Source organism: Cellulosimicrobium sp. BMG9.23, from assembly GCF_059159985.1.
Window position 1 is genome coordinate 57,173 of sequence record NZ_JBZGBZ010000004.1, and the last position, 12,809, is coordinate 69,981.

12 protein-coding genes are annotated in these 12,809 nt (G+C 75.3%); 5 read left to right on the plus strand and 7 right to left on the minus strand.

The features are described 5' to 3' along the window. Positions 1-99 precede the first annotated feature (99 nt). Positions 100-747, minus strand: a complete 648-nt coding sequence (gene yczE, locus AC4H2G_RS06885) for a membrane protein YczE (RefSeq protein ID WP_494365025.1) — start codon at positions 745-747, stop codon at positions 100-102. Positions 748-809: 62 nt separating this feature from the next. On the opposite strand from yczE, the gene yczR reads away from it, so the two are divergent. Continuing rightward, the gene (gene yczR, locus AC4H2G_RS06890) at positions 810-2,360 is read left to right on the plus strand and encodes a MocR-like transcription factor YczR (RefSeq protein ID WP_494365026.1); all 1,551 of its coding nucleotides are present in this window, start codon (positions 810-812) and stop codon (positions 2,358-2,360) included. 64 nt (positions 2,361-2,424) lie between these two features. On the opposite strand, the gene AC4H2G_RS06895 is transcribed toward yczR, so the two are convergent. The 4 genes from AC4H2G_RS06895 to AC4H2G_RS06910 are packed head-to-tail and all read right to left on the minus strand — an operon-like array spanning position 2,425 to position 4,640. Further along, positions 2,425-2,634 (minus strand): hypothetical protein, encoded by a 210-nt coding sequence (locus tag AC4H2G_RS06895; RefSeq protein ID WP_494365027.1) that lies wholly within the window; start codon positions 2,632-2,634, stop codon positions 2,425-2,427. Further along, complete coding sequence (locus tag AC4H2G_RS06900) at positions 2,631-3,794, minus strand: quinone-dependent dihydroorotate dehydrogenase (protein WP_494365028.1); 1,164 nt, start codon at positions 3,792-3,794, stop codon at positions 2,631-2,633. Before AC4H2G_RS06900 ends, AC4H2G_RS06895 begins: the two co-directional genes overlap by 4 nt. Beyond that, positions 3,791-4,270: a hypothetical protein gene (locus tag AC4H2G_RS06905; protein ID WP_494365029.1), complete on the minus strand. Its 480-nt coding sequence runs from the start codon at positions 4,268-4,270 to the stop codon at positions 3,791-3,793. Before AC4H2G_RS06905 ends, AC4H2G_RS06900 begins: the two co-directional genes overlap by 4 nt. Before the next feature lie 13 nt (positions 4,271-4,283). Then, positions 4,284-4,640: a hypothetical protein gene (locus AC4H2G_RS06910; protein WP_494365030.1), complete on the minus strand. Its 357-nt coding sequence runs from the start codon at positions 4,638-4,640 to the stop codon at positions 4,284-4,286. Between the two features lie 68 nt (positions 4,641-4,708). Between AC4H2G_RS06910 and AC4H2G_RS06915 the strand changes: the two genes are divergently transcribed. After that, positions 4,709-6,214: a leucyl aminopeptidase gene (locus AC4H2G_RS06915; RefSeq protein ID WP_494365031.1), complete on the plus strand. Its 1,506-nt coding sequence runs from the start codon at positions 4,709-4,711 to the stop codon at positions 6,212-6,214. 22 nt (positions 6,215-6,236) lie between these two features. On the opposite strand, the gene AC4H2G_RS06920 is transcribed toward AC4H2G_RS06915, so the two are convergent. Continuing rightward, positions 6,237-6,581, minus strand: a complete 345-nt coding sequence (locus AC4H2G_RS06920; protein ID WP_494365032.1) for an oxidoreductase — start codon at positions 6,579-6,581, stop codon at positions 6,237-6,239. A 266-nt stretch (positions 6,582-6,847) separates the two neighbouring features. Between AC4H2G_RS06920 and lpdA the strand changes: the two genes are divergently transcribed. The 3 genes from lpdA (at position 6,848) to AC4H2G_RS06935 (ending at position 11,201) form a co-directional block, all read left to right on the plus strand. Beyond that, entirely contained in the window at positions 6,848-8,242 is a 1,395-nt protein-coding gene (gene lpdA, locus AC4H2G_RS06925) for a dihydrolipoyl dehydrogenase (RefSeq protein ID WP_494365033.1), read from the plus strand. A gap of 31 nt (positions 8,243-8,273) precedes the next feature. Continuing rightward, positions 8,274-10,187: a 2-oxoglutarate dehydrogenase, E2 component, dihydrolipoamide succinyltransferase gene (gene sucB, locus AC4H2G_RS06930; protein ID WP_494365034.1), complete on the plus strand. Its 1,914-nt coding sequence runs from the start codon at positions 8,274-8,276 to the stop codon at positions 10,185-10,187. Between the two features lie 123 nt (positions 10,188-10,310). Then, on the plus strand, positions 10,311-11,201 hold the full coding sequence (locus AC4H2G_RS06935; protein WP_494365035.1) for a TIGR01777 family oxidoreductase: 891 nt from the start codon (positions 10,311-10,313) through the stop codon (positions 11,199-11,201). Positions 11,202-11,216: 15 nt separating this feature from the next. Here the strand turns inward: AC4H2G_RS06935 and AC4H2G_RS06940 are convergent, their stop codons facing one another. Beyond that, positions 11,217-12,788 (minus strand): serine/threonine-protein kinase, encoded by a 1,572-nt coding sequence (locus AC4H2G_RS06940; protein WP_494365036.1) that lies wholly within the window; start codon positions 12,786-12,788, stop codon positions 11,217-11,219. Positions 12,789-12,809: the final 21 nt, after the last annotated feature.

A 12,809-nucleotide genomic window follows, 5' to 3' on the forward strand; every position in this document is an offset into this window, starting at 1 on the left:
CCGTGCACGACGCGCGGGGCGCCCGGACCGGGCACCCCGCGCGTCGTCGTCCCACCGGCCCGGGCGTCGGGCATGCCTCCCTCCCCCGGACCGGGAGTCTCATCGCGCCGGCGCGGACGCCTCCGCACGCGGCACCGGCACCCTGCCCGCCGCCGCCAGGCCACGCGGCGCGAACCAGCGCGCCGTGAGCTGGACGATCGGCCCGACGCCGACGGCGTAGGCCAGCGTCGCCCAGCCGAGCGTCCCGCCCAGCGCCCAGCCGAGCGAGACCACGACGACCTCGATGAGCGTGCGCACGAGCCGCACGGACCGGCCCGTCCGGGCGACGAGGCCCGTCATGAGGCCGTCGCGCGGCCCGGGGCCGAGCCGCACGCCGAGATAGGCCGAGGTCGCCACGCCGTTGAGGACGATGCCGCCGATCGCGAGGGCGATGCCCGCCCCGGTCCCGGGCGACGGGACGACCCGCTCGACGAGCGCGATCGCCGGGTCGATGGTCACGCCGATGACGACGACGTTCGCGAGGGTCCCGATCCCCGGCCGCTGCCGCAGCGGGATCCACGCCAGGAGCGCGAGCGCGCTCAGCGCGACGACGACGACGCCGAACGGGAGCCCGGTCCGCTCCACGATCCCCTGGTGGAGCACGTCCCACGGCATCCCGCCCTGACCGGCGTGCAGGAGCATCGCCATGGACAGCGCGTAGCCGAGCAGGCCGAGGAAGAGCTGGGCTGTGCGACGGAACGGTGACATGGCCACCATCCTGTGGTCTCATTGGCCTCGTCTTCTATAGCCAATGTGGAGAGAGTGGCCTGATGAGCGTCCCGCGTGCGACCCGCCACGACGTACGACCGGCCGGCCTGCCTCGCCTCGCCACCACCGCGAGCGCCGGGCTCGACGTGCACCGCCACCTCTCCCCCGCGGCGGCCGTCCGGCTCCTCGGGCGCTGGCACGCGGGCGGCCCGGCCTACGTCGCGCTCGCGGACGCCCTGCGCGCCGCCGTGCTCGCCGGTACCCTCGCGCCGCACACGAGGCTGCCGTCGGAACGCGACCTTGCGACGGCGCTCGGCGTCTCCCGCACGACGACGGCCGCGGCCTTCCGTCGGCTGCGCGAGCTCGGCTTCGCGCGGTCGCGCACGGGCGCCGGCACGCTCGTCGTGCTCCCGCACGGGGGTCGGCGCCGTTCCGCGGCGCGACCCGCCGGCGGCGACGCGCCGACGACCACCGGGCTTCCCGGCGCGCGGGGCGCCGTCGACCTCGTCGACCTGTCGCAGGCGACGTCCGCCGCGCCGTCGGGGCTGCACGCCGCCTACGGGCGCGCGCTCGAGCGGTTGCCCGAGCACCTCGCCGGCGGCGGGTACGAGCCCTACGGCGTCGCGGCGCTGCGCGAGGCGCTCGCGGCGCGCTTCACCGCGCGCGGCACCCCGACGGACACCGACCAGATCCTCGTCACCACGGGCGCCCAGCACGCGATCACGACGCTCGCGGCGACGCTTCTCGGCACGGGCGACCGGGCCGTCGTCCAGTCGCCGACGTACTACCACGCGATGGAGGCGCTGCGCCGGGCCGGGGCACGTCTCGTCGCGCTCCCGGTGGGGCGCGGCGGACCGGGGTCGGCGCCGGGCTTCGACGTCGGTCTCTTCGAGTCCACGCTGCGGCAGGTGTCACCGCGGCTCGTCTACCTCGTGCCCGACTTCCACAACCCGACGGGCTACACCTTCACTCCGGAGGAGCGCGCGGGCGTCCGCGAGGCGGCGGCGCGACACCGCGTGACCGTCGTCGGCGACGAGACGCTCACCGACCTGTCCCTGGACACGGACCCCCACGACGAGGGAGACGTCGCGCCGCCGCTCGCCGGGGACGGCACGTCGCCGTACCTCGTCACCGTCGGCTCGGCGTCGAAGTCCTTCTGGGGCGGCCTGCGGGTCGGGTGGGTGCGCGCGCACCCCGACCTCGTCGCGCGCCTCGCCCGCACCCGCCAGTCGGCGGACATCGCGACGGCGGTGCTCGAGCAGCTCGCGGTCGTCGAGCTCCTCGCGGACCGGACGGACGTGCTCGCCGAGCGCCGCGTCATGCTGCGCGAGCAGCGCGACCACGTGTGCCGCCTGCTCGCCGACGCGCTGCCCGACTGGGACGTCCCGGTGCCGCCCGGCGGCCTGTCGCTGTGGGCGGGACTGGGCGCGCCGCTCGCGCACGCGTTCGCCGCGGCGTCGACCGCCGAGGGGGTGCTGGTCAACGCCGGGCCGACGTTCACGCCGGACGGCAGCTCGACCGACCGGGTGCGCCTGACGTTCTCCCGCCCGCCCGACGAGGTCGCCCGCGCCGTGCGGCGCCTCGCGGCCGCCTGGGACCGCGTGCGGGACTGAGCCGTCGTACGTCCACCGGTCGCGCCCGGCGGGCCGCATCCGGCGGTGGACGACGACGCGGGGCTCAGCCCGCCCGGAGCTCCACCGGCGCCGTGGCCTGGGCGCCGTCGTGCAGGAGCCGCGCGACGACCGCGCCGCCCGCCGCGAGAGAGCGCCACGTCTCACCGAGCCACTGCTCGGCGTCGAACTGCGTCGTGAAGACCGGGCTCACCGGCGACGCGAGCGGGCGCCCGTCGGCGTCGTCGAGCTCCCAGACCCACTGCGGCCGGATCATGGCGCCTCCTCCGTGTCCGTGCTGCTCGTCGAGCCGTCGGTCGTGGCCGTGCCCGTCTCCGTGCCCGTCCGCGTGCCCCGCACGTTCTCGCCCGGCTCCGGGTGGCGCACGAGCGAGCGGTTGATGCGCGCCGCCCAGAACGGACCCTGGTAGAGGAAGCCCGTATAGCCCTGGACCAGGTCGGCGCCCGCGTGCAGGTAGTCGCGCGCGTCGTGCGGGGTCGTGATCCCGCCCACGCCGATGATCGCGCGCCCGTCGCCGAGTCGCTCGCGCAGCCGTGCGACGACCGCTCGCCCGCGGGCGAGCACCGGCGGGCCGGACAGCCCGCCGGGGCCGCGGTCGTGGCCGATCGTCGTGTTCACGGCCACCACGCCGTCGAGGTCCAGCTCGTCGACGAGGTCCGCGACCGCGTCGACGTCCTCGTCGGCCAGGTCGGGCGCGATCTTCACGAGGAGCGGCACGCGACCGACACCCGCGGCGGCGGTCGAGGTGTCGGCGGCCTCGCGCACGGCCACGAGGATCGGGCGGAGCGACTCGATCTCCTGCAGGTCGCGCAGGCCGGGCGTGTTGGGCGACGACACGTTGACGACGAGGTAGTCCGCGAACGGTGCGAGCAGGCTCGCGCTCGTCGCGTAGTCGCCCGCCGCTTCCGCGGCGGGCGTGACCTTCGTCTTCCCGATGTTCGCCCCGACGATCACCGCACGGCCGGCGGGCGTGGCGCGCAGCTCCTCGAGCCGCCGGGCCGCCGCCGCCGCGCCCTCGTTGTTGAACCCCATCCGGTTGCGCACGCCGCGCACGTCGAGCTCACGCCACAGCCGCGGCTTCTCGTTGCCCGGCTGGGCGTGCGCCGTCACGGTCCCGACCTCGACGAACGCGAAGCCCAGCATCGTGAGGCCACGGATCGCGCGCGCGTTCTTGTCGAACCCGCCGGCGAGGCCGAACGGCGCCGGGAAGACGCGCCCGAGCACCTCGACGCTGCCGCGGCCCCCCGCCCTGCGGCCGAGGTAGGGCGCGAGCGCGCCCTGCACGACGTCGCGCAGCACGGGCACCCGCCCGGCGGCGGAGATGAGCGTGAACGCCACCTCGTGGGCCCGTTCGGGGTCCATGCGGGTGAAGACGGTGTCGAACAGCAGCGAGTACAGGACCGGGCGGCGGCTCATGCGACGTCCTCCGAGGTGTCGTGGGCGGACGGGCGGGTGGTCCCGCTCGTGGGGGTCGCGTCGTCGGGCAGCTCGTCGGGGACGGCGCGCGTGCGCCACAGCCACCACAGGCCGACGAACGGCAGGACGAGCGGCACGTAGCCGTAGCCCTGACCGAAGCCGGACCACACGGTCGCGCGCGGGAAGGCCGCGGCATCGACGAGCGAGAGCGTCCCGACGGCCAGCACGCCGACGAGCTCGACGCCCACCGCGCACCAGGCGACGCGGCGGGCCACCGGACCGCCGCGCGCCAGCGCGACGGTGGCCACGACGTACACGAGCGCGGCGAACGCCGACAGGCCGTACGCGAGGGGCGCCTCGTGCCAGTCGCGCAGGAGCTGGACGGCGGCTCGGGCCGTGGCGGCGACCGCGAAGATGCCGTAGACGACGACCAGGACGCGGCCGAACCCGCTGCCGGTCGAGCGGGGTGCGCTCATCGAGACCTCCGGGTCACGTGTTCCAGATCTGCCAGACCCGCCACTCGAGGAAGGCCACGGTGAGCGCCGCGACGGCGAGCACCACCGAGCTCCAGCGCGTGCGCTCGGCGAACGCCCACAGCGCGGCCACGGGCAGGACGAACAGCGCGGTCACGAGGTAGCCCCACAGGAGCACCGGGTCGGTCGGCGCGGTCCCCGTCGCGCCGAGGATGCCGAGGACGACGCACTGGACGAGGATCAGTCCCTCGACGACGGCGGCACCCCAGAGCTGGCGCAGCACGACGGCGCGGTCGCGCACGACGTAGACGGTCGCCCAGCCCGCGAGCGCCACGCACGCCGCGACGACGGCGAGCACGAGGGGAAGGACCACGCCGCCGAGCGTACCGGCGGTCGCACGCCCGGGCGGAATCGGGCCGGTTGCGGGGTTAGCATCGCCAGGTGGCTCAACTGACCGTCTCCAGCAAGAATCCCGCCGGTGCCAAGGTCGACGTGCTCGTCGTCGGCACCCACACGTCGTCGGACGGCGTCGCGATCGTCGGGGGCGACCTGCCCCGCGCGGTCGTCGCCGGTCTCGAGGACCTCGCCCCCGCGCTCGGCATCACCGGCGCCGCGGACGAGGTCCGCAAGGTGCCCGCCGGCGCCGACCTCGCGGCCGACGTGCTCGTGCTGGTCGGGCTGGGCGCCCGCCGTGCCGACGGCACGTTCGGCACCGAGGCGCTGCGCCGTGCCGCGGGCGCCGCGGTGCGAGCGCTCGCCGGCACGGGCTCCGTGGCCGTCGCGCTGCCCGTCGAGGACGACGCCGACGTCGCCGCCGTGGCCGAGGGCGCGCTCCTCGGCGCGTACGTCTTCTCGCGCTACCGCACGGGCGAGGCCGCGACGGCCCCGTCCGCGCAGCCGGTGGCGACGATCGAGGTGCTCGCGGGGAACGCCCGCAGCGCGGCCGTCAAGACCGCCGTCGAGCGCGCCCGCGTCGTGGCGGACGCCGTCAACGCGACGCGCGACCTCGTCAACGCGGCGCCGAACGACCTCTTCCCCGCCGCGTTCGCCGACGCGGCGAAGCAGGCCGTGAAGGACTCCGGGGCCAAGGGCCTCAAGGTCACCGTCCTCGACGACAAGGCGCTCGTCGCCGGCGGTTACGGCGGCCTCGTGGGCGTCGGCCAGGGCTCGACGCGCGGGCCGCGCCTCGTCAAGGTCGCCTACTCCCCCTCGCGCCCGGCCGCCAAGGTCGCGCTCGTGGGCAAGGGCATCACGTTCGACTCCGGCGGCATCTCCATCAAGCCCGCGAAGGGCATGGAGGCGATGAAGTCCGACATGGCGGGGGCCGCAGCGGTCCTGAGCACGGTCGTGGCCGCCGCCCGCCTGGGCCTGCCGGTCGCCGTCACCGGGTGGCTCTGCCTCGCGGAGAACATGCCGTCGGGCACCGCGCAGCGTCCGTCCGACGTCATCACGATCCGCGGCGGCAAGACCGTCGAGGTGCTGAACACCGACGCCGAGGGCCGCCTCGTCATGGCGGACGGCCTCGTCGCGGCCGTCGAGGAGAAGCCGGACGTCGTGCTCGACGTCGCGACGCTCACCGGTGCGCAGATGGTCGCGCTGGGCAACCGCGTGTCCGCCGTGATGGGTGCGGAGGCCGTGCGGTCCGAGGTCGTCGCGGCCGCGGACGGCGCGGGCGAGCAGTTCTGGCCGATGCCGCTGCCCGAGGAGCTCGGGGCGTCCCTGAAGTCGAAGGTCGCCGACCTCGCGAACATCGGGGACCGGTTCGGCGGCATGCTCGTCGCCGGGCTGTTCCTCCAGGAGTTCGTCGGGTCGACGCCGTGGGCGCACCTGGACATCGCGGGACCCGCGTTCAACGAGGGTTCGGCGCACGGGTACACGCCCGTGGGCGGGACCGGCGTCGCCGTGCGCACGCTGCTGTCGCTCGTCGAGGGCCGCACCGGGCGCTGAGCCCAGAGGACTCGCGCCGGCGTCAGCGCCGACGCTGGCGCGAGTTCCAGTCCCGCATGCGCTGCGGGTACCCCGTGAACCGCACGTTGTAGACGGGGATGCCGAGCGAGCCCGCGACGTCGAACGCGGTCCGTTCGTCCGGCACGCGCCGTCGCGTCCACTCCCCGGTCGTCGCGATGAGCAGGAGCGTCGCGCCCGTGTCGGGCGTCGGCGGCTCGACGTAGGCCTCGACGCCGACGCGCGTGCCGACGAATTCCTGGAGGTGCGCGAGGGTCGCTCTGCGGGCGTCCGACGAGGCAGCCGGGGACGAGGCCGCGGCCGAGCTCGTGGTCGGACGACGGGAGAACAGTCGTGAGAGCCGGGACACACCGGCAGGGTACAGCGCGGGGCTGGACGGTTCCCGGGCGAGCACCGGGCGACGTCGGTGTGCCGGTCCACCCGGGCCCCTGTCACGTTCCTGTCTCCATCGTCACAGCCGTCCGGGCCGTCCTCGATTGGGGAGGCGGTGCCCGAGGTGCCAAGATGGCTCCGGAGAACGTTCACGTACCGTGGGCCGGGACCCGCCGGTCCCGTCAGCCCGTCGTCGTGCCGTGGACGTCCGACACCGCTCTCCCCTCCCTGAAGGAGTCGCACGTGGCCGAACCCGCCACACCATCCGGCACCCCGTCGGACGTCGTCGTCCTGGGCGGAGGCAGCGCCGGTTACGCGACCGCGCTGCGGGCCGCGCAGCTCGGCCTCGACGTCGTGCTCGTCGAGTCGGGCAAGCTGGGCGGGACGTGCCTGCACAACGGGTGCATCCCCACGAAGGCCCTGCTGCACGCTGCCGAGCTCGCCGACGGCGCGCGCGAGGGCGAGCGGTTCGGCATCCGCAGCACGTTCGACGGCGTCGACATGGCCGGGGTCAACAGCTACAAGGACGGCGTCGTCGCGGGCCTCTACAAGGGCCTGCAGGGGCTCGTCGCGTCGCGCGGCATCACCTACGTCCAGGGCCACGGCCGCCTCGTGGGCCCGGACACCGTCGAGGTCGACGGCACCCGGTACACCGGCCGCCACGTCGTCCTCGCCACCGGGTCGTACTCCCGGACGCTGCCCGGCCTCGAGATCGGCGGCCGGGTCATCACCTCCGACCAGGCGCTCGGGCTCGACCGGGTCCCGTCGTCGGTGGTCGTGCTCGGCGGCGGCGTCATCGGCGTCGAGTTCGCGAGCGTGTGGCGGTCCTTCGGCGCAGACGTCCAGATCGTCGAGGCCCTGCCGCACCTGGTCCCGAACGAGGACGTGGCGTTGTCGAAGTCGCTCGAGCGCGCGTTCCGCAAGCGCGGCATCCAGTTCTCGCTCGGCGACCGGTTCGCCGGCGTCAAGGAGACCGACTCCGGCGTCACGGTCACGCTCGAGTCCGGCAAGACCTTCGACGCCGAGCTGCTGCTCGTCGCCGTCGGTCGTGGACCCCGCACGGCCGACCTCGGGTACGAGGAGCAGGGCGTCACGCTCGACCGCGGCTTCGTCGTGGTCGACGAGCGCCTGCACACCGGCGTGGGCAACATCTGGGCCGCGGGCGACATCGTCCCCGGCCTGCAGCTCGCGCACCGCGGCTTCGCCCAGGGGATCTTCCTCGCGGAGCAGATCGCCGGCCTGGAGCCGACGCCGATCGTCGAGTCGTCGATCCCCCGGGTCACTTACTGCGAGCCCGAGGTCGCGTCCGTCGGGCTCACCGAGGCCGACGCGCGCGAGACCTACGGGTCCGACGCCGTCGAGGCCCTCGAGTACAACCTCGCCGGCAACGGCAAGAGCAAGATCCTCGGGACGAGCGGCTTCGTGAAGCTCGTCCGCCGCAAGGACGGCCCCGTCGTCGGTGTGCACATGATCGGTGCGCGCGTCGGCGAGCTCGTGGGCGAGGGCCAGCTCATCGTGGGCTGGGAGGCGTACCCCGAGGACGTCGCCGCCCTGGTCCACGCCCATCCCACCCAGAACGAGGCACTCGGAGAGGCGCACCTGGCACTTGCCGGCAAGCCTCTGCACGCCCACAACTGACCCCCAACGATCGAAGGAGACCAGGCAGGTCATGTCTGAGAACGTGCAGATGCCGGCACTCGGCGAGTCCGTCACCGAGGGCACCGTCACCCGTTGGCTCAAGAACGTCGGCGACACCGTCGAGGTCGACGAGCCCTTGCTCGAGGTGTCCACCGACAAGGTCGACACCGAGATCCCCTCCCCCGTCGCAGGCGTCCTCGAACAGATCCTCGTCCAGGAGGACGAGACCGTCGAGGTCGGCGCGAACCTGGCCGTCATCGGCTCCGGCGAGGGCGGCGGCTCCGCCGCGCCCGCGCAGGCCGAGGAGCCCGCTGCCGAGGAGAAGCCGGCCGAGGAGCCGGCCCCGCAGGCAGAGGACCCGGCAGCCGCCGGGCAGGAGACCCCGGCGCAGGAGACCCCGGCGCAGGAGACCCCGGCGCAGGAGACCCCGGCGCAGGAGGCACCCGCCCAGGAGTCACCCGCGCAGTCCGAGGAGCCCGCTCCCGCAGGCGGGTCGGGCGGCGAGGAGATCAAGCTCCCGGCTCTCGGGGAGTCCGTCACCGAGGGCACCGTCACGCGCTGGCTCAAGGCCGTCGGCGACAGCGTCGAGGTCGACGAGCCGCTGCTCGAGGTCTCGACCGACAAGGTCGACACCGAGGTCCCGTCGCCCGTCGCGGGCACCGTCCAGCAGATCCTCGTCCAGGAGGACGAGACGGTCGAGGTCGGCGCGGTCCTCGCGATCGTCGGCTCGGGCGCCGCCCCGGCCGCGGCGCAGGAGGCTCCTCAGCAGGAGGCGTCCCCGCAGGAGGCTCCTCAGCAGGAGGCGCAGCCGCAGGAGACACCGAAGCACGAGGAGCAGTCGGCCCAGAACCCGGTCGAGGCGCAGACCCCGGCCAGCGAGGCGGACGTCCCGGCGCAGGCGGCCCAGGAGGAGGCGCCCGCGACGAGCGCTCCGGCGCAGCCATCCCAGCCGGCGCAGGAGGCTCCGTCCGCACCGGGCGCGACCCCGGCACCGGCTGTGAAGGCCGGCGGCACGTACCTCACGCCGCTCGTGCGCAAGCTCGCGGCCGACAAGGGCGTGGACCTGTCGACCCTGACGGGCACGGGTGTCGGTGGCCGTGTCCGCAAGGAGGACGTCCTCGAGGCGGCGCGCAAGGCCGAGGAGGCCAAGGCGTCCGCCGCGGCCCCTGCTGCCACGGCGTCGGCGCCCGCCGCGCCGAAGAAGCCGTCCGTCCCCGCCGTGTCGCCGCTGCGCGGCACGACGGAGAAGACGAGCCGGCTCCGCAAGCTCGTCGCGAGCCGCATGGTCGAGGCGCTCAGCACCCAGGCCCAGCTCACGACGGCCGTCGAGGTCGACGTCACGCGCGTCGCGGCGCTGCGCAACCGCGCGAAGGCGGACTTCAAGGCACGCGAGGGCGCGAACCTCACGTTCCTGCCGTTCTTCACGCTCGCCGCGGTCGAGGCGCTCAAGGCCTACCCGAAGATCAACGCGACCTTCGGCGAGGACGAGATCACGTACCACGCCCAGGAGAACGTCGGCATCGCGGTCGACACCGAGCGTGGCCTCGTGGTCCCGGTGATCAAGGACGCGGGCGACCTCAACCTCGCCGGCATCGCGCGCAAGATCGCCGACCTCGGTGCCCGCACCCGCGCCAACAAGGTCGGGCCCGACGAGCTCGCGGGCGGGACGTTCACCATCACGAACACCGGGTCGGGCGGCGCGGTCTTCGACACGCCGATCGTCCCGGTCGGTCAGGTCGCGATCCTCGGCACGGGCACGATCACGAAGCGCCCGGCCGTGGTGACGGACGCGGACGGGAACGACACGATCGGCATCCGCTCGACGTGCTTCGTCTTCCTGTCCTACGACCACCGCCTGGTCGACGGCGCCGACGCCGCGCGCTTCCTCACCTCGATCAAGAACCGGATCGAGGAGGGGGCGTTCGAGTCCGAGGTCGGTCTCTGACCGGCACGCTCGTGCGCTGACACCGCACCTCCTCCGAGGGCCTCCGACCGCACCGGTCGGGGGCCCTCGGTGCGTCCACGGCACCGGTGCACGCGACCCGCCGCGCCCCCGTACGGTGGACCCATGGACATCGTGGTGGCCGGCTCGCACGGACTCATCGGCGCCGAGCTGCTCGAACGGCTGCGCGAGGACGGGCACCACGTGCGCCGGCTCGTGCGACGACCGCCGCAGACGAGCGACGAGCGCCAGTGGGACCCCGACGCCGGGATCCTCGATCCCGCGGCGCTCGAGGGCGCGGACGCCGTCGTCAACCTCGCGGGCGCGGGTGTCGGGGACCACCGCTGGACGACGGAGTACAAGCGGACCCTGGTCACGTCCCGCACGCGGACGACCGGCCTCCTCGCACGGACGCTCGCCGGTCTCGACCACCCCGTCCCCGTCTGGGTCCAGGGATCGGCGATCGGGTACTACGGCGACCGCGGCGCGCAGGTCCTCACGGAGACGTCCGCGTCGGGCGACGGTTTCCTCGCGCGCCTCGTGCGGGAGTGGGAGGCGGCGACCGCACCCGCGCAGGACGCCGGGGTGCGGGTCGTGCACGCGCGCACGGGCATCGTCCTGTCGTCGGAGGGCGGCGCGCTGGGCCGTCTCCTGCCGCTCGTGCGGCTCGGGGTCGGCGGACGCCTCGGCTCCGGCCGGCAGTACTGGAGCTGGATCACCCTGCGCGACGAGGTCGCCGCCCTGCGCCACCTCCTCACCACGCCCGTGCACGGCCCGGTGAACCTGTGTGCGCCGGCGCCGGCGACCAACGCCGAGCTCACGGCCGCGCTCGCGCGTGCGCTGCACCGGCCCGCGATCGTCGCGGTGCCGTCGTTCGCGCTGAAGATCGCGCTCGGTGAGCTCGCGTCCGACATCCTGGGCTCGCAGCGGGCGCTGCCGACCGTGCTGGAGGCGAGCGGGTTCCGGTTCACCGACCCCGAGCTCGACGCCGCCGCACGGTCGGTCGCCGACGGCTGAGAGGCCGCGCGCGAGTCAGAGCAGCACCTCGGCGACCCGCCAGCCCGCGTCGGTCCAGCGCAGGACGAGGGCGACCGTCGTGCGCGGGGTCGCGGGGACCTGGATCTCGCCCTCAGCGGTGCGCTGGCGGTGGGCGCTCACGGCGTAGTCGACCTCGACGTGCGCCGCGTCCACGGGTGCGGACGACGGCTCGGACGGCGCGGCAGGCGACGGTGACGGCGAGCCGGACGAGCCCTGCCGCGCGTCGAAGACCTCCACCTGCGCGTCGAGCACGACGGTGCCCTCGAGCTCGGCGAGGAGCTCCTGCTCGCTCGTCGCCGCGGGCGAGCCGGGGACCACCACGGCCGCGAGGTCGCCGTCGCCACCCGTGAAGAGAGCCAGGTGTCGGACCGTGAGCTCGCGGGCGGCGCCCAGCGGGTCGTCCCGGTCCGTCGTGGGGTCCGTGGTGGGGTCCGCCGGAGAGCTCGTCACAGGATCCGTCGCGGCGCCGCGCCCTGCCGTCGCTGCGTCCTCCGGCGTCCCCGTGTCCGGAGGCGGCCCCGCGAGCTGGAGCAAGACGGCCACGAGCGCGACGCAGCCCGCGAGGATCCCGGCGGTCGTGAGCACCCCGCGCGCGACACCACCCCGCCCCGGAGCCCCGGTCGGCCGCGCACGCTCCGAGCGGAACGGCCGTGCACGGGTCGCGCCAGAGCGACCCGGGCGGGCGCGCGTGCCCTCCCGACGTGCGCGGGACGCCGCCCGGGTGGGCGCCGGACCTGCTTCCGCGGGTACGCCGGGGGCGACCGTCGCCGTCGTCCGACGCCCACCGAGCGCGGCGGCGACGAGCCGGGCCGGGTCAGGCATGGCCACGGGGCTGGGCTCGACCGCGTCGTAGCAGCGGGCCGCGAAGGTCCCGGCCGCCGGGCGGGCCGCCGGATCCTCGCGCAACGCCACGAGCAGCTCGCCGTGCAGGGCCGCCAGGTCCCGCACCTCGCCAGGGTCCGCCGGCGTCCCACCGGACGCGGGATGGCTCGACGCCGGTGGCGGGACGAGCCCGAGCACGAGCCGCGCCAGGTCGCGCACGTCGTCGGCCGTCGTGCCGTCGCCCGGGGTGAGCGGCGGCCGGACGACGGCCCGGCCGTCCGGGGACAGCACGACCGCGCGCGCGTCGAGCCCGCCGTGCACGCGCCCGGCACGGTGGAGCGCTGCGAGCGCCTGCGCGACAGGGATGGCCACGGTCACGGCCTCTCCCGCCGCGAACGGGCCGCGGGCCGCGGCGAGCTCGTCGAGGCGCAGACCCTCCACGTGCTGGCTCAGGACGGCGAGACCGCCGTCACCGGTCTCGACGACGGCGCGCACCGCGACGAGGTGCTCGTCGCCGGCGCCCAGCCCGTGCAGGTGCTCGACGAGCGCGGCGCGTGCCCCGGGGTCGCCGGGGACCGCGACGACGCTGATCGTGCACTCGTCCCCCGCCGCGTCCCGCGCGACGAGCCCGCCGGGGACGCCGGGGCGCGGCCGCACCTGCCACCCGGCCGCGGTGAGCGCCTCGACGGCACGCGGGGTGACGGCCGGAGGCTCGGTGGCGTGCGACGGCGGCGAGACGGGCATGGGCCCATCTCACCGTGCGGA

Excerpts from the sequence above, each read along its gene's own strand:
- yczE (WP_494365025.1), bottom strand. The coding sequence starts at position 747 with ATGTCACCGTTCCGTCGCACAGCCCAGCTCTTCCTCGGCCTGCTCGGC.
- yczR (WP_494365026.1), top strand. The coding sequence starts at position 810 with ATGAGCGTCCCGCGTGCGACCCGCCACGACGTACGACCGGCCGGCCTG.
- AC4H2G_RS06895 (WP_494365027.1), bottom strand. The coding sequence starts at position 2,634 with ATGATCCGGCCGCAGTGGGTCTGGGAGCTCGACGACGCCGACGGGCGC.
- AC4H2G_RS06900 (WP_494365028.1), bottom strand. The coding sequence starts at position 3,794 with ATGAGCCGCCGCCCGGTCCTGTACTCGCTGCTGTTCGACACCGTCTTC.
- AC4H2G_RS06905 (WP_494365029.1), bottom strand. The coding sequence starts at position 4,270 with ATGAGCGCACCCCGCTCGACCGGCAGCGGGTTCGGCCGCGTCCTGGTC.
- sucB (WP_494365034.1), top strand. The coding sequence starts at position 8,274 with ATGTCTGAGAACGTGCAGATGCCGGCACTCGGCGAGTCCGTCACCGAG.
- AC4H2G_RS06935 (WP_494365035.1), top strand. The coding sequence starts at position 10,311 with ATGGACATCGTGGTGGCCGGCTCGCACGGACTCATCGGCGCCGAGCTG.
- AC4H2G_RS06940 (WP_494365036.1), bottom strand. The coding sequence starts at position 12,788 with ATGCCCGTCTCGCCGCCGTCGCACGCCACCGAGCCTCCGGCCGTCACC.